Source organism: Acidobacteriota bacterium (assembly GCA_039683095.1).
Taxonomy (GTDB): Bacteria; Acidobacteriota; Aminicenantia; order Aminicenantales; family Saccharicenantaceae; genus RBG-16-66-30.
This window is the reverse complement of sequence record JBDKSB010000012.1, coordinates 403,966-419,148: the sequence shown is the minus strand read 5'-3', so window position 1 is coordinate 419,148 and position 15,183 is coordinate 403,966. Positions and strand designations below refer to the sequence as shown.

At 67.8% G+C, this 15,183-nt stretch carries 16 protein-coding genes; 7 read left to right on the top strand and 9 right to left on the bottom strand.

All coding sequences use genetic code 11. The annotated features are described in order from the left end of the window. Positions 1 to 97 precede the first annotated feature (97 nt). Entirely contained in the window at positions 98 to 2,233 is a 2,136-nt protein-coding gene (locus tag ABFD52_09775) for a DUF5916 domain-containing protein (protein MEN6561051.1), read from the bottom strand. Between the two features lie 151 nt (positions 2,234 to 2,384). On the opposite strand from ABFD52_09775, the gene ABFD52_09770 reads away from it, so the two are divergent. The 6 genes from ABFD52_09770 (at position 2,385) to ABFD52_09745 (ending at position 7,388) form a co-directional block, all read left to right on the top strand. Continuing rightward, on the top strand, positions 2,385 to 3,035 hold the full coding sequence (locus ABFD52_09770) for a hypothetical protein (protein MEN6561050.1): 651 nt from the start codon (positions 2,385 to 2,387) through the stop codon (positions 3,033 to 3,035). 86 nt (positions 3,036 to 3,121) lie between these two features. Continuing rightward, on the top strand, positions 3,122 to 4,420 hold the full coding sequence (locus ABFD52_09765) for a hypothetical protein (protein ID MEN6561049.1): 1,299 nt from the start codon (positions 3,122 to 3,124) through the stop codon (positions 4,418 to 4,420). A gap of 79 nt (positions 4,421 to 4,499) precedes the next feature. Next, positions 4,500 to 5,156, top strand: coding sequence for a tetratricopeptide repeat protein (locus tag ABFD52_09760; GenBank protein MEN6561048.1), 657 nt, complete (start codon positions 4,500 to 4,502; stop codon positions 5,154 to 5,156). A gap of 67 nt (positions 5,157 to 5,223) precedes the next feature. Further along, positions 5,224 to 5,472 (top strand): YfhL family 4Fe-4S dicluster ferredoxin, encoded by a 249-nt coding sequence (locus ABFD52_09755; protein MEN6561047.1) that lies wholly within the window; start codon positions 5,224 to 5,226, stop codon positions 5,470 to 5,472. A 70-nt stretch (positions 5,473 to 5,542) separates the two neighbouring features. Continuing rightward, positions 5,543 to 6,481 carry a site-2 protease family protein gene (locus ABFD52_09750; GenBank protein MEN6561046.1) on the top strand — a complete coding sequence of 313 codons (939 nt, stop codon included), beginning with the start codon at positions 5,543 to 5,545 and terminating at the stop codon, positions 6,479 to 6,481. Between the two features lie 223 nt (positions 6,482 to 6,704). Further along, positions 6,705 to 7,388, top strand: a complete 684-nt coding sequence (locus tag ABFD52_09745) for a zinc ribbon domain-containing protein (GenBank protein ID MEN6561045.1) — start codon at positions 6,705 to 6,707, stop codon at positions 7,386 to 7,388. Here the strand turns inward: ABFD52_09745 and hypF are convergent. The 8 genes from hypF to ABFD52_09705 are packed head-to-tail and all read right to left on the bottom strand — an operon-like array spanning position 7,369 to position 14,786. Continuing rightward, complete coding sequence (hypF, locus tag ABFD52_09740) at positions 7,369 to 9,666, bottom strand: carbamoyltransferase HypF (protein ID MEN6561044.1); 2,298 nt, start codon at positions 9,664 to 9,666, stop codon at positions 7,369 to 7,371. The genes ABFD52_09745 and hypF overlap by 20 nt on opposite strands. Next, positions 9,663 to 10,247: an epoxyqueuosine reductase QueH gene (locus ABFD52_09735; GenBank protein ID MEN6561043.1), complete on the bottom strand. Its 585-nt coding sequence runs from the start codon at positions 10,245 to 10,247 to the stop codon at positions 9,663 to 9,665. Before ABFD52_09735 ends, hypF begins: the two co-directional genes overlap by 4 nt. Positions 10,248 to 10,257: 10 nt before the next feature. Next, complete coding sequence (locus tag ABFD52_09730) at positions 10,258 to 11,289, bottom strand: hypothetical protein (protein MEN6561042.1); 1,032 nt, start codon at positions 11,287 to 11,289, stop codon at positions 10,258 to 10,260. Between the two features lie 38 nt (positions 11,290 to 11,327). After that, complete coding sequence (locus ABFD52_09725; GenBank protein ID MEN6561041.1) at positions 11,328 to 11,837, bottom strand: TlpA disulfide reductase family protein; 510 nt, start codon at positions 11,835 to 11,837, stop codon at positions 11,328 to 11,330. A gap of 40 nt (positions 11,838 to 11,877) precedes the next feature. Then, positions 11,878 to 12,786 carry a 3-methyl-2-oxobutanoate dehydrogenase subunit beta gene (locus ABFD52_09720; protein MEN6561040.1) on the bottom strand — a complete coding sequence of 303 codons (909 nt, stop codon included), beginning with the start codon at positions 12,784 to 12,786 and terminating at the stop codon, positions 11,878 to 11,880. After that, positions 12,783 to 13,937: a pyruvate ferredoxin oxidoreductase gene (gene porA, locus ABFD52_09715; GenBank protein MEN6561039.1), complete on the bottom strand. Its 1,155-nt coding sequence runs from the start codon at positions 13,935 to 13,937 to the stop codon at positions 12,783 to 12,785. Before porA ends, ABFD52_09720 begins: the two co-directional genes overlap by 4 nt. After that, positions 13,934 to 14,230 (bottom strand): 4Fe-4S binding protein, encoded by a 297-nt coding sequence (locus ABFD52_09710; protein MEN6561038.1) that lies wholly within the window; start codon positions 14,228 to 14,230, stop codon positions 13,934 to 13,936. Before ABFD52_09710 ends, porA begins: the two co-directional genes overlap by 4 nt. A gap of 13 nt (positions 14,231 to 14,243) precedes the next feature. Further along, positions 14,244 to 14,786, bottom strand: coding sequence for a 2-oxoacid:acceptor oxidoreductase family protein (locus tag ABFD52_09705; protein ID MEN6561037.1), 543 nt, complete (start codon positions 14,784 to 14,786; stop codon positions 14,244 to 14,246). 183 nt (positions 14,787 to 14,969) lie between these two features. Between ABFD52_09705 and ABFD52_09700 the strand changes: the two genes are divergently transcribed. Then, complete coding sequence (locus ABFD52_09700; protein ID MEN6561036.1) at positions 14,970 to 15,128, top strand: hypothetical protein; 159 nt, start codon at positions 14,970 to 14,972, stop codon at positions 15,126 to 15,128. Positions 15,129 to 15,183: the final 55 nt, after the last annotated feature.

Genomic DNA, 15,183 nt, shown 5'->3' with positions numbered 1-15,183 from the left:
GGCATTGTGACCGGACCGGTCCGGGAGGGCCATCACCTCGAGGAAGGGAACGGGGGGTGATATTCGGCCCGTCCCCCGTCATCGCCGGAGGTGAGGCTCAGATCCGGAGGAGGTATGAGACTTTCAAGGTCACGGAGTAGCCGCCGACCCGGCCGAGGAGCTCGTTGCGCTCGCTTTTCTTGAGCGCCAGCTGGACGACGTTGCCGGCCCCGAAATAGTAGCCGACAAGGAAGTCGAGGCTGTACTGGTTCTCCCGGGTCTCGCCGAAGAAACGGCTGTTGAGGAACAGGCTACGCGTCAGCTGGTAGTGGAGCGCCGTCGCGTAGGTCAGGCCGTTGAAGACCTCGCCGCCGGTCGCGTCCGCGGTCTGGCGGATCCAGCCGCCTTCGGCCGACCACTCCAGGTTGGAGCGCGGCCGGAGGATGACCTGGCCCTGGACCTCTGTCTCGGTTCCGGGGACGACGGCCGTGAAGTCCTCGCTGTAGACGCCCTTCTTGTCCCAGCCGCCCTCGAGCGAGATCTCCTTCAGGAAACCGCCCCGCTCCCAGCCGATATCGAGGTTCAGGCCGTTAGTCCGGATATAGTCCGGAGTCCAGGCCAGGCGGTCGTCGCCGCCGAGGACCTGGTACCTGCTCCGGCCGACGCTGAAGCCGCCGTGGAAATCCACGCGGTTGAAGAGCTCGGACCAGAAGAAGAACTCGCCTTCCTGGCCGGCCGGGTTGCCGTAGGAATCCTGGCGGACGGCGCCGCTGAAGTCGAAGCTGATGCGCTTGAACAGCCCCTTGTTGAAGCGCCAGGCCTGGCCGATCATGGCGTCGAAAGACTGGATGTCCTTCTGGTCGATATAGCCCGTGCTGATGCTGACGTTGTCCTCGATCCGGAGGAAACCGGCCGAGAGCTGCAGGCCGGCGTCCGGCTCGCGGTTGAAATTCAGCTGGTAGACGCCGTTGCGGGACCGGGGCAGCCCCTTGTTGTAGGTCAGGGCGCCCAGGCCCCGGATGTAATAGAAATCGGCGAAGTTGAAGTTGAAATCGACGGCGACGTTCTGGTTGCCGGCGTCCCCCTCGCGCACGCCGGCGTAATAGACGCCGACCTGGGAATTCTTGAAGATGTCCTTCTGGACCCGGAAGACGCCGAAATAGGAATCGCGCGGGTCCTCTTCCAGGCCGACGTCCACCTTGTTGATCGCCCCGAGGATGCCGAAGCCGAGGCCGCCCGTCTTGCCGGAGAGCTTGACCGCGCCGCGGGGGTTCCGGATGCGCCGGGAATAGAACAGGCTGACGCCGCCGTGGTGATACTCGTCGTTCTCGCCCAGGGTGAAGTACTGGCTGCCCTCGGTGAAGAAGGGCCGGTGCTCCTGGAGATAGGTCTCGTAGGGGGAGAGCTGATAGATGAACGGGTCCGACTCGACCTCGCTGAAATCCGGGCTGGCCGTGACGTCGAGGTAAAGATTGGGCTTGATGCCCCACTTGGCGTCGAGGCCGGCCGCGGCCTTGGTGTCGTGCTCGCCCTCCCACTCGGACGTTCGGACGCCGGCGTAGGGAAAGAACTCGAGGTTGCCGCCCGGCCTGAGCCCGGTCAGGCCGCGGAGCTCGCCTGCCTGCTGGAGCTCGGGCAGGTCCCGCTTGACGTCCGTCCAGAAATCCGTCTCGTTGAGGCGGTTGATGTAGCGCTCGAAGTTGACGCCCCAGACGTCGAGCTTAGCGGACGAGAAGCGCAGCGACTTGAAAGGGATGGCCATCTCGGCGCTCCAGCCGTCCGGCCTCATGACGGCCTCGGACTTCCAGATCGTCTCGACGGAGTTCTTCTGGACGCCCTTCGGATTGACCTCGAATTCGAGGCTCGTCCGCCTGTCGTTGTAGGCGTCGAGGATGAGCTTGATCGAGTCGTTGTTCTCGAACTCGTTGCGCGGGGTCAGCTCGGCCCAGATCCGGCGCGGCTGGGAATCCTTCATCAGGAAGGCGAAGTAGAGATAATCCTGGTCGAAGGCGGCCCAGACGAGGGTCGCCTCGGAAGCCCTGGCCCCGTTGATCGGATCGTGCTGATAGAAATCGCCGACCGCCCGGACTTCCTTCCAGCAGGGATCGTCGATGAGGCCGTCGATCCTCGGCGGCCCGGCGACGACCGGCCTCACGTCGAGGATCTTGAGCGGCATCTGCGCGGCCAGGGACGGCGCCAGGACGGCGGCGAGGACCGGCAGGGCCATAAGACGGAGGGGGTGTCGGTAAGGCATCCGGCATTCTCCAAGGGCGGCTCGTGAAGTCTGAAGGACGCTTGTTAAGACGGATTGGCCAGGGATTTCTTCCCTGGGGTTTGGGGCCCTTTTTTTCCAGGCGTTGCCGGGCCGCGCGACTAACATTAGTATAAGACGAGAGGTGATCATCATGAGACATCACGCATGGGCAGCAGCCGCCGCGGCCGTGCTCGCGGCCCTGGCGCTCGCCCTGCCGGTCCGGGCCGGGCAGGTCGATCTCGGCATCTCGATCAGCGACGGCCGGCTCCGGGACTTCTATCTCGCGGTGGGCGACCATTATCGGGTGGCCCCGCGCCTGGTCGTGGACTGCCGGACCCGCTACCGGCTCGGCGACGAGGAGCTGCCCGTCGTCTTCTTCCTGGCGGCGAAGGCCCAGGTCGGGCCCCAGGCCGTCATCGACCTGCGGCTGAAGCGGCAGTCCTGGTTCCAAATCGCCCTGCACTTCGGGCTGTCGCCGGAGATCTTCTTCGTCCCCGTCGGCCCCGAGCGGATCGGCCCGCCGTACGGGAACGCCTACGGCTATTACCTGAAGCGCGGCCGGGCCGGCGACTGGCGGCAGCTCACCCTGCAGGACCGGGAGGTCGTCGACCTGGTCAATCTGCGCTTCATGTCCGAGTACCACGGCTTGGCTCCGGACGAGATCATGGCCCGGCGCGGCCGCGGCCAGGGCTTCGTGGCCATGAACGGCGAGATCGGGAAAGGCAGGGCGAAGCCCGCGGGCCCGGCGAAGGACCGGGGGGAGAAGCCGGGCAAAGGCGGGAGGAGAGGCAAGAGCCGATAATCCTCCCGGGGTTCACCCGAAGGGGTGATTGACGGGGAGAACGGCTAGCCGGATGATGGGCGGGAGTTGACGCAAGGAGTCGGCCCATGGCCAAGATAACGCTTGTCGATTTCAACCCCGCGGACCGGGATCGCCTGGCCGCCGAGAAATACGACGTCGAGCTCAGGGCGACGGAAGGGGACGAGCCGTTCAGCCTGCCGGCCGACAGCGAGATCGTGTTCTTCCAGATCGAGGGCGAGGCCGGTGAGCCCGGCGATCGCGGCCGGATCCCCGAGACGCTACCGGGCCGCGTCCGCGAGGGCGTCCGGGTCGTCTGCTTCGTCGGCGGAGGCGATGTCTCCCGGCTGGCGGGCATCATCGGCCCGGTGGAGGGCCTCCAGGTCCAGGCCGCCCGGTCCGAGGCCGTGGTCTTCAATCCCCGGGCCCTGTTCCATGTCCCCTTCGAACGCTACAGGCCCCATATCGCCGGGACCTTCCGGCTGCTGGCCGAGACCTTCGGCGACGGCGTCTGGGAGAAGGACATCCCGTCGGACGGCAAGCTCGAGTTCCTGGCCAAGACGGGCGACGGCGCCCCCGCGGCCATGATCGTCCGGCGGGGCAAGGGCTATTTCATGGTCCTGCCCTCGTTCGGCCCGAAGAACGTCGAGGTTGCCGATTACCTGCTCAAAGACCGGCTGCCGTTCGCCGCCGAGGCCCCCGCCGAGGCCGGAACTGATTGGCTCGAGAGCGACGATTATGTTTTCCCCGAGCTCCGGGCCCTGGTGGCCAGGCGCGACGAGGAGAAGCGGAGGTTCGAAGAGTCCCTGGCCGACTATGACCGCCAGATCAGGGATTTGCGGAACGGCGGCCAGGAGGAGTTCCACCGGCTGCTCGACGGGGAAGGGGAGGCCCTGAAGAAGGCCGTCGTGGCCGCTTTCCGCTACCTCGGCTGGGGCCGGGTCGTGGACGTCGACCAGTACTGGAAGAACACCATCCGGGACAAGGAAGAGGACGTCTGGATCATCGAGCCCGCCGACACGGCCGTCGAGGCCGGGCTGCGCAAGGGCGACCTGATGCTCGTCCTCGTCCGCGGCGGCCGGAACTGGGCCACGGACGACGAGTGCGCCCTGCTCCAGAAGTTCAAGGGCCGCCGGATGCAGGAGTTCGACAACACCAGGATGAAGGCCGTCCTGGTCGGGAACTATTACTCGGGCGCCGATCCCAGGAGCCGGCCGAATCCTTTCTCGGCCCCCCAGATCGAGGAGGCCCAGAAGGACGGCAACGGCCTCCTGACCTCGTACGAGCTCTTCCGGGCCATCAAGGCCGAGAAGGAGAACCGCGTCACCAAGGACGTCCTCCGGGACCAGATCAGGCTCAAGACCGGCCTCGTCACCTTCGATGTCTGATCCGGCCTCTTCTTGAGGTTTGACCCCGCCTTTCTTATATGCTACAAAAGAGGTTCGATTCGGTCCGCGGGAGAGAACTATGAAGAGAACGGAGAGGCATCACCTCAAGGAAGACGAAGTGGCGGAGGGCGTCAGCTGGCTGGTTGACTTCTTCCAGAGCTACCGGCGCGAGATCTTCATCGTCGCCGGGGCGGTCGCCGTCGCGGCCCTCGTCTTCGTCGGGTTGCTCGCCGTCCGCTCCCACGCCCGGAACGCCCGGAGCGAAGCCATCGGCCGGGTCAACGCCGTCGCGGCCGAGGCCGAGACCGATCCGGCCAAGCTGGCCGACCTGGAGAAGCTGGCCGCCAGGGGCCGGACGGCCCGCCTGGCCACCCTGGAGCTGGCCAAGCACTGGGCCGAGAGGAGCGATTGGGCCAAGGCCGAGTCCTATCTGGCCAAGATGCCGGCCGGGCCGAAGGACCTGCTCTATTACCAGGCCGAGGACCTCAAGGGCCAGGTCGCGGTCGGCCGCAAGGATTACGACAAGGCCATCGCCATCTATAAGAAGACGGTCGACGAGAAGCCCAAGGTCTACCCGATGGATGCCGCCCTGTTCCGCCTGGCCGAGACCCACGAGCTCAAGGGCGAGATCGCCGCGGCCCTCGACCTCTACAAGAAGCTCCAGACGGACTTTCCCCAGTCCTACTTCGGATATGAAGCCTCCCTCAAGGCCGGCAAGCTCGAGGTCCGGAGATAGCGGGGACGGCGTTGCCATTTTTCCCTAATGGGATATAATATTCCTTAAACCATCAAGGAGGAGCCCCATGGCGTTCATCATCACCGAAGAGTGCATCAACTGCGGCGCCTGCGAGCCGGAGTGCCCCAACCAGGCCATCAGCGCCGGCGACGAGCGCTACGTCATCAATCCCGACAAGTGCACCGAGTGCGTCGGCCATTTCGACACGCAGCAGTGCGCCTCCGTCTGCCCGGTCGACGCCTGCGTCGCCGACCCGAACCGCAAGGAAACCAAGGAAGAGCTGACGGCCAAGTTCCACAAGCTCTCCGGCAAATAACCCCGCGACGATCGGACGGATCTCGAAGGAGGAGTGAAGCGCTTTCACTCCTCTTTTTTTTCGCATACCCATGAGCGATTCCGCGAGCGGACGTCCCAGGACCTGGCTGCACGCCCTGCTTTTCGGCCTGACCGGGCTGACGGCCTGGTTCGCCGGCCTGATCTTTGCGTCGTCGTTCCTGGCGTCGGCCGGCGGGCCCGGCCCCGGCCTTTTCGATCCGCGGGTCGTCGGGACGGGCTTCCTTTACGCCCTGGCCCTCCTGATCATCCTGGTCGGCCATGAGCTCGGCCACTACCTGACCTGCCGCCGCTACGGCGTTCCGGCCACGCTGCCCTATTTCCTGCCCGGCCCGCCGTTCCTGGGCACGTTCGGGGCCTTCATCCGCATCAAGGCGCCCGTCCTCTTCAAGCGCCAGATCTTCGACGTCGGGGCCAACGGCCCCCTGGCCGGGTTCGTCCTCGCCGTTCCGGCGCTGGCCGTCGGCCTGGCTTTCTCGAAGGTCGGGGTTGTTCCCGCGACGCCGGACACGATCGCCTTCGGCGAGCCGCTCCTGTTCAGGCTCCTGAGCGGGCTCATCTTCGGCAGGCTGCCCGAGGGCGCCTCGATCATCCTTCACCCCGTCGGCTTCGCCGGCTGGGTCGGGCTCCTGGTCACGGCCCTCAACCTGATCCCGATCGGCCAGCTCGACGGCGGGCACGTCGCCTATGCGCTCCTGGGCCGGCGGGCCAGGGTCCTGTCCCGGATCATGGTCGCGTTCCTCGCCGTCATGGGCGTTTTCTTCCACCTGACCTGGCTCATCCTGGCCGCGCTGATCCTCGTTTTCGAGTTCCGGTCGAAGATGCGTCTCCGCCACCCGCCCGTCCTCGACGAGGACGCGCCGCTCGGCCGCAAAAGGACCATCCTGGCCGTCATTTTGGCCCTGGTTTTCATCCTGTCCTTCGTTCCCGACCCGGTCCGGGGGGCGGGACTGCTCGATCTCCTCAAGGGCGCGCCCGGGGTGACGGGATGAGCGGCGAAAGCCGTTTTGCGGCCGGGGTTTTTTCACAGGTTCTGTTGAAAACCTGTGGAAAATGGCCGCTTCCGTTGCGGCAAGAACCGTTCCTGCATGCACATAGCACGGATTGCACAAAAACTCGTCGCGGCCGCAATAGTTGTCTTATCAGCGAGTTATTAACTCATTGAAAAGACATACGTTGTGGCGTTAAGATAACGGGAGGACGAAGGAGGCGTTCATGCCCGACCAATTCCGCGACGCCGAAGCGACGTTCGCCCAGCTGCGCGAGCGATTCGAGGCCCAGGAGATCACGTCCCAGGAATTCGCCGATTCCCTGCGCCAGCTGCGCATCAAGGACAACGACGGGCGGTTTTGGGTCATCGGCGCCGAGAGCGGCAAGTGGTACGCCTACGAGAACGGCGAATGGATCGAGCGCCGGCCCCCGTCCCTCGCGGAAAAGAAGGCCATCTGCATCGCCTGCGGCTTCGAGAACGACCTGGAGGCCGAATTCTGCGCCCGCTGCGGCCGCCGTCCCGACGACTCGGCCCCCGACGGCCCGGACCGGCCGGACGCTCCCGGCCCCGAGGCGGAGGCCGCGGCCGTCACCGCGCCGGCCGGCGCGCTGGTCTCCATCCGGTCGGTCGATGTCCTGTCCTTCGTCTGGTTCTTCGGCGTCTTGGGGCTCTTCTCCGGCATCCTGCTGGGGCTTCTGGCCGGCGTGACGGGCCTCTTCGCCGGCTTCGTCGGTCGCCTCCCCGCCTTCTTCGTCGAGCACCGGGGCGACCTGCTCGGCGGCCTCGCCTGCTCGTTCTTCGGCGGCCTCTTCGGCTTCGTCCTCGGCGCCGCCGGCGGGGCGCTCGCGGCCCTCGTCTCGAACGGGATCCTGTCGCTCGTCGGCGGCGTCAGATTCCGCCGCTCCTGATCACGGCCAGCCCCCGGGCGATCTGTCCCAGCGAGATGGATTCGTCGTTCGGGGAGTAGGCCAGCGGCCGGAAGACCCGGAATCCCCGGGCCTCAAGACCCTTTTCGGCGGCCGCGAGGAGCCGCCTGTTCAGGAAGACCCCCCCGGCGAGCGAAACCTCCTCCGTCCCGCGGGCCTCCCGCGCCGCCTCGGCGACGCGGACGATCAGGCCAGCCAGCGAATCGTGGAACCTGGCCGACACGGCGGACGCGGGCTCGCCGCGCCCGATATCCCGCACGATGCCGCGGAAAAGGCCGCCGAACCCGATCTCGAGCGGCCGGCCGGCGCCCCCGTCCCGGAGATCGATCGGGTAGCGGCCGCGGACCGCGCCGCGGCCGGCGGCGGCCTCCAGGCGCATGGCGGCTTCGGCCTCGAACTCCAGGCGCTCGGGCGCTGTCCCGGCGATGAACGAGACGGCATCGAACAGCCGGCCGCAGCTCGAGGCGAGCGGGCTGCGCAGGCCGCCGCGGATCATGGCCAGGACGGCCTGCCGGCGGCGGCGCTCGACGCGGCGGAGCGCCGCGACATCGGGGATATCCCCGTCGAAGGCCCGGTCGAGCCAGGCCAGGGCCATCCGCCAGGGCTGGCGCGCGGCCAGGTCGCCGCCGGGCAGGGGCGCGGCCTCGAACGCGGCGAAGCGCTCGCAGCCGTCGTAATCGGCCAGCAGGAACTCGCCGCCCCAGGCCGTCCCGTCCTCGCCGTAGCCGTAGCCGTCGAGGGCCACGCCGAGGACGCGCCGCCGGGCCTCGTGGCCGTGCTCGAGGAGCGGGGCCAGGACGTGGGCGAAGTGGTGCTGGACCCGGACGTGCGGCAGGCCCAGGCGGGCCGCGTAGCGCGTCGTCCGGAAATCCGGGTGCAGGTCGGAGACGACGGCCGCGGGCCGGGCGTCGAAGAGACGCAGGAGATGGGCCAGGGTCTCCTCGAAATAGCCGAAGTTACGGTAGTCGTCGAGGTCGCCGAGGAACTGGCTGGTCACGACGTAGCCGTTCTTGTAGAGGGAGATCGTGTCCTTGAGCTCGCCGCCGAGGGCGACGAGGACGCGGTCGGACCGGAGGGCCGCGGGCACCGGCTGGGGGGCGGGAACGTAGCCCCGGGCCCGGCGGGCGAAAAGGGGCCGGCCGCGGACGATCTTGACGACGGAGTCGTCGGCCCGCATGGCGATGGGCCGGTTGTGGGTCAGGACGGTCTGGCAGAGGCCGCGGACGCCCTCCGTCTCGTCCTTGGCGATCGGGGCGTCCTTGGCGTTGGAGCTCGTGGCCACGATGAGGTCGAGATGCTCGAGCAGGAGGTGGTGGAGGGGCGTGTAGGGCAGCATGAAGCCGATCTCGTCGAGGCCGGGGGCGATGAGCGGGATGTCGGCCTTCTTCCCGAGGAGGACGATGGGCCGGCGCGGCGAGAGCAGCAGCTCCCGCTCGGCCGCCGAGACGACGGCGTAGCGGCGGACGACGGCCAGGTCCCGGGCCATCAGGGCCAGGGGCTTGGTCCGCCGGGCCTTGGTCCGGCGCAGGCGGGCGACGGCGGCGCGGTTAAACGGATCGCAGACGAGATGGAAGCCGCCGAGGCCCTTGACGGCCAGGACCCGGCCGGCGCGGATGAGGGCCGCGGCCTCCGGGATGCCGCCCGCGAGCCGGCGCCCCGTGCGGGCGTCGATCAGGGCCAGGCGCGGCCCGCAGGCCGGGCAGGCGATCGGCTGGGCATGGTGGCGGCGGTCGAGCGGGTCCTCGTACTCGCGGCGGCAGTCCGGGCACATGGGGAAGCCGGCCATGGTCGTGCGCGGCCGGTCGTAGGGCAGGCCGCGGACGATGGTGTAGCGCGGCCCGCAGTTGGTGCAGTTGGTGAAGGCGTAATGGAAGCGCCGGGCGCCGGGCGTCCCGATCTCCTCGAGGCAGTCCGGGCAGGTGGCGATGTCGGGGGAGATGAAAACGAACCCGGCGGCGTCGCGGGTCTCGCGGATCGCGAAGCCGCTGAGGCCTTCGGGTCTCGCCGGGCGCGAGTCGAGGCGCTCGATGCGGGCCAGGGGCGGCAGGCCCGACCTGAGCGCGCCGGGGAAATCGCGGACGGCGGCGGCCGGCCCCTCGACGTGGATCTCCACGCCCGTGCCGGCGTTCTGGACCCAGCCGTCGAGGCCCAGGCGGAGGGCCAGGCGATAGACGGAGGGGCGGAAGCCGACGCCCTGGACGACGCCGAAGACGGTCAGGCGCGCGGCGGCGCGCCGGCCGCGGGGCCGGGGAGAGGTCATGCGCCCTCCCGGGTGGCCCGCCGGGCCGCGTCCCTGGCCCGGGCCGCGTCCCGGCTGTAGACGCAGCCGCAGTAATCCTGGCGGTAGAGGCCGGCGGCCCGGCTGAGCTCGCAGCTCTTCTTGAAGCCGTCCTTCTTCTTGAAGTCCGCTTCGAGGAAGGCTAGGCCGTAGCGGGCGGCGAACTGGCGGCCCATGCGGTTCAGGACGCCGGCCTTCTTCCAGGGGCTGAGGCTCATGACCGTGGTGAAGGCATCGAAGCCGTCGCGGGCGGCCCGGGCCGCGGTGCGGGACAGGCGCACGGCGTAGCAGACGTCGCAGCGGCGGCCCTTCTCCGGCTCGTCCTTGAACTTGGCGGTCAGGGCGGTCCAGCCGCCGGGGTCGTAGTCGTCCTCGAGGAGCGGGACGCCGGCCCGGCGCGCGACGCGGCGGGCCTCGTCGAGCCGGAGCTCGTACTCCCCGCGGGGCTGGATGTTCGAGTTCGAGAAGAACCCGGTCACGTCGTAGGCGTCCGCGAGCTGGCCGAAGACGTAGAGGGCGTCGGGGGCGCAGCAGACGTGGACGAGCAGGCGCGGCTTGGGCATGGGCGCGGGGCTACTTCAGGTTCTCCAGGCGCGCCTCGAGCTCGGCGCTGTTCTTGTCGATGCCGTCGATCTGGAAATACAGGACGGCCAGGTCCTCCTTGTCGAGCCGGGCGTCGTCGAGGATGCGGCCGACGCTCTCGAACAGGGGCTCCATGAGCCGCTTGATGTCGACGATCTTGTCCTGGATGCGCTCCTTGGCCTTCTGCCACTCCCGGATCTCCTTCTCGCGGGCCTGGAGCCGGTTCCGGTATTCCTCGTCGATGCGCTGGATGGCGGCGTTGAAGGCGCGCACCCGGGCCTCCACCTCCTCGAGGCGGCGGTCCAGGCGACAGCGCTCTTCCTGAATAAGCGGGGTCTTCCGCCGCAGCTCGCCGATGAGGGAGGCCAGGCCGGCGGCCTTGTTCCGGGCCTTGTCGAGGCGGGCCCCGCGCTCGTCGGGCGAGAGCCGGGGATGCTCCTCGATCTGGCGGATGTCCTTGCCGGCCGCGGCCAGCTGGGCCTCGGCCGCCTCGGTTTCGCCCCGGGACGCTTCGAGGGCCTCGAGGACGGCCTGCTTCGTCCGGGCCAGGGCCAGCATCTCTTCCTGGTGCGGGCGGCGGGCCGCTTCCTGCTCGGCGACGAGCTCGCGGAACCGCTTGACCGCGGCGTCGTGCTCCCGGCCGAGGACTTCGATCCTCGAATAGACGTCGTGCCAGGTCTTCTGGTGGCGGCCGATCTCCTCGTCGAGGACGGCCAGCTTGCGGTATTCCTCGTCGATGCAGGAGGCCTGGATGTCCTCGTCCCAGGCTTTCTTGCCCAGCTCGCGCCAAAGGGCGGCCTTCCTTTCCCTGTCCCGGTTCAGCTTGGCCTGGATCCGGAGCCGGGTCATGTGGCGGCGGGCGCCGGAGAGGAACACGCTGATGCGGCGGCGCAGGTCCTTGTCGCGGAGGAAGATGAAAGCGACGAGCAGCAGGATGACGCAGAGGAGCAGCCAGAGCAGCCAGAAGGGAAGGCCTTCGGATGCGCCGGCGGCCGGAGCCTGGGTCTGGAGCATCCCGTCCATGGCCCGATTATGGCACAGCGGCGCCGCCGCCGACAACCCTATTCGAACTTCTCGAAGAGCTTGACCAGGGTCGCCTTGTCCATGAGCTCCGACCGGCGGAAGCGGATGACGCCCCTGCGGTCGACGATGATCGTGGACGGGATGTAATCGCCGGGCTCGTAGGCCGCGACGATCTCGGGCGTGGCCAGGGCAACGGGATAGTTGACGCCCTTCTCGCGGATCCAATCGAGCAGGTCGGGCCCGGTCGTGTCATCGACCGACAGGCCGAGGATCTCGAGGCCCCGGCCCTTGAGCTCCGCGTAGGCCTCGATGAAGTCGGGGATCTCCCGGCGGCAGGGCGGGCACCAGGTCGCCCAGAAGTTGATGACCAGGACTTTGCCCTTGTAGTCCGCGAGACTCAGGGTGCGGCCCTGGAGGTCCTGGACCTTGAAGGCCGGAGCGGGAACGGCCGGGGCCTGGCCGCTCTCGCGCGGAGCGCAGGCCGCCGGGCCCGCCAGGACCGCCAGGGCGACGATAAGCATCGGAAGGCACTTTGCGCGCTGGCCCATTCTCTTCTCCCGGCGGCGGCTCCGTGTGAACGCGATATCGTCAGACCGTGCAGCCCCTGAGCAGGTGCTCCCAGCGGGTGTCGATCTGGGCCTGGATGGCCGCGACCTGTTCCGGCTGCAGGTGCCGGAACCGGCCCTGGAGGCGCAGATACTCGTCGACCGGCTTCCGCTGCTTGATCATCATGTTCAGGGTCGTCTTCTCGCCGTTCTCGATCTCGATGAGCGGGAAATAGCCGATCTGGACGGCCATGCGGGCCAGCTTGATCGTGTCGTCGGGCCGGCTCTTCCAGCCCGTCGGGCAGGGCGCATAGACGTGGAAGAAGCGCGTCCCCTTGATCTCCTTGGCCTTCTTCATCTTCCTGACGAAATCCTCGGGATAGGCGACGCTGGCCGTGGCGACGTAGGGGATCTTGTGGGCGGCCATGATGGCCACGATGTCCTTCTTCGGCCTGTTTTTGAAGTGCTTGACGGGCGTCGTCGTGGTCCAGGCGCCGAAGGGCGTCGCGGACGAGCGCTGGATGCCCGTGTTCATGTAGGCTTCGTTGTCGTAGCAGACGTAGATGATGTCCTCGTTCCGCTCGGCCGCGCCGGACAGGGCCTGGATGCCGATGTCGAAGGTGCCGCCGTCGCCGGCCCAGGCCACGACCGTCGTCCCGGTGTCGCCGGTCATCTCCAGGCCGGCCTTGACGCCCGTCGCGGTCGAGGCGGCCGTCTCGAAGGCGCAGTGGTAGATCGGCACGTCCATGGACGAGTAGGGATAGGGCCCGTCGATGACCGCCCAGCAGCAGGCCGGGATGCAGAGGATGGCCTTCTGCCCGACGGCCTTGAGCATGTAGCGCATGGCCAGCGTGGCGCCGCAGCCCTGGCAGGCCAGGTGGCCGCAGGCCATCAGCTCGTCGGCCGGCAGGGTCATCGTGAACTTTTTATCTTTCTTGGCTTCTTGGGTCATTTCTTGACTCCGATCCAGACGATCTCCTCGTCGGCCCGGTCCCGGGCCGCCGCGTGGGCCGCGATCTCCTTGAACGAGTCGGTCGTGATGTCGCGCCCGCCGAGCCCGGTGACGTAGCCGAGGATCGGGGGCATGCCCGGCCAGCCGTAGACCGCCGACTTGACCTCCTGGTAAAAGATGCCGCCGGCGCCGTACGAGCAGTTGCGGTCGACGACGGCCGCCTTCTTGACCTTGGCCAGCACCTCGCGGACCGCCTGGAAGGGGAAGGGGCGGAAGAGCTTCATGCGCAGGTTCCCCGCCTTGACCCCCGAGGCCCGGAGCTCGTCGACGGCCACCCGGGCCGTGTAGCCGGCCGTGCCCGAGGTGACGAAGACGAAGTCGGCGTCCTCGCACCGGTAGGGGTCGATGAGGCCGAGGCGTCGGCCGAAGAGCTTCTCGTATTCGCGGCCCGTCTCCTCGATCAGGGCCGGGGCCTTCTCCATGTCCTTCTCGAGCTTGTAGCGGAGCTCCATGTAGTGCTCGGACCCGGTCAGGCCGCCGAAGGCCCGCGGGTCCGCCGGGTCCAGCTTGATGGCCGGCTTGAACGGCGGCAGGAACTTGTCGACCAGGGCCTGGTCCGGGACATCGACGACCTCGTAGGTGTGGGACAGGGCGAACGCGTCGAGGATGACCATGGCCGGGAGCATCAGCGTCTCGGCGACCTTGAACGCCTGGATGACCGTGTCCAGGACCTCCTGGTTGGAGGCGCAGTAGAACTGCATCCAGCCCGTGTCCCGCTGGGACAGGCTGTCGTTCTGGTCGGCCCAGATCGACCAGCCAGGGGCCATGGACCGGTTGACCTCGCCCATGACGATGGGATGGCGCCCGCCGCCGGCCCAGTGGAGCATCTCGTGCATCAGGGCCAGCCCCTGGGACGAGGTCGCGGTGAAGGCCCGCGCCCCGGCGGCCGAGGCGCCGATGCAGGAGGCCATGGCCGAGTGCTCGGACTCGACCTTGATGAACTGGGCGTTGAGCGTGCCGTCGGCGCACATCTCCGAGAGGAGCTCGACGACCTGGGTCTGGGGCGTGATCGGGTAGGCCGAGATGACCTGGGCCCGGGACAGCATCGCGCCGTACGACAGCGCGTGGTTGCCCATGATGACTTTTTTCATCGGCGCTCCTCCACCATGGCGATGCACTTGGCCGGGCATTCCTCGGCGCAGATGCCGCAGCCCTTGCAGTAGTCGTAATCCACGACCGGCCACTCGCCGACGACCTCGATCGCGGGCTCGGGGCAGAACTTCCAGCACATGCCGCACTTGATGCACTTGGTCCGGTCCATTTCCGGCCGGATGTTCCGCCAGGCCCCGGTCAGGTTGTGGGTCTGGGAGCCGACCGAGCAGATCATGGTGGGCATGTCCTCGGCCGAGTTGAAAACGATCTTCTTGGCTTTCTTCGGTCTCATCGCGTTCCTCTCGTCAGGCCTTATCGTAGGCTTCCTGGGCCGCCGCGACGTTGTCCTCGGGCTTGACGGCGATCCCTTCCCGGATGGCCGCGGCCAGGAACTCGGGCTTGGTCAGGCCGAGGATCTTGATGACCGCCCCGGCGACGGCCGTGTTGACGATCGGCGTGGCCATATTGCCGAGCTTGTGGGCGACGGCGATCTTGGTGGCGTCGATCGTCCGGACGTTGAACTTGCCGGAGAAGGGGAAGTCCCCGGGCCGGCGGTCGCTGTTGACGATGATCGTGCCGCCGGGCTTGAGGCCCACGGTGACGTCGATGGCCTCGACCAGGGTCGGGTCGACGACGACGACGTCATCGGGCGTGTAGATGCGGCTCTTGTCATAGATGGGCTTGTCGTCGATCCTGAGGAAGGCGACGACGGGCGAACCCCGTCTCTCCACCCCGAATTCGGGGTAGGCCTGGACCCACTTGCCCTCCTTGGCGATGGCGTCGGCCAGGATCTTGGAGGCGACGACGGTCCCCTGACCGCCCCGGCCGTGGAAACGGATTTCGACCATGAGCCTCTCTCCTTGACAGTTGACGGTCTCGGTTGAAGGTCTATTATAGGTCGCCCGGTGAGTCGGGTCAATCAGGTTGCCCCGGGAGAGGGCATCTTCATGGCGCGCGTCTTGACAAGCGTCCCGCCGGACGCTTATAGTCGGACCATACATTTCGCGATCCTTGGGGAATTGGAGGGTTCTATGGAAGATCGGGACCTCATCAAGAGCCGCGACGCGGACGAGGAGCGCCGGGAAGCCTACGAGCCGCCGGAAGCGACCGTCGTCCCCGTCGATCTCCAGCCGAAGCTGGGCGGCTGCAACTTCTCCACCATCCAGGTCTGCGGGCTGACCGAGGTGTAGGCCGGGACCGTTCCACGGATCCTGCCGCCGGGAACGGAGGACGCGGGGAGAGGAC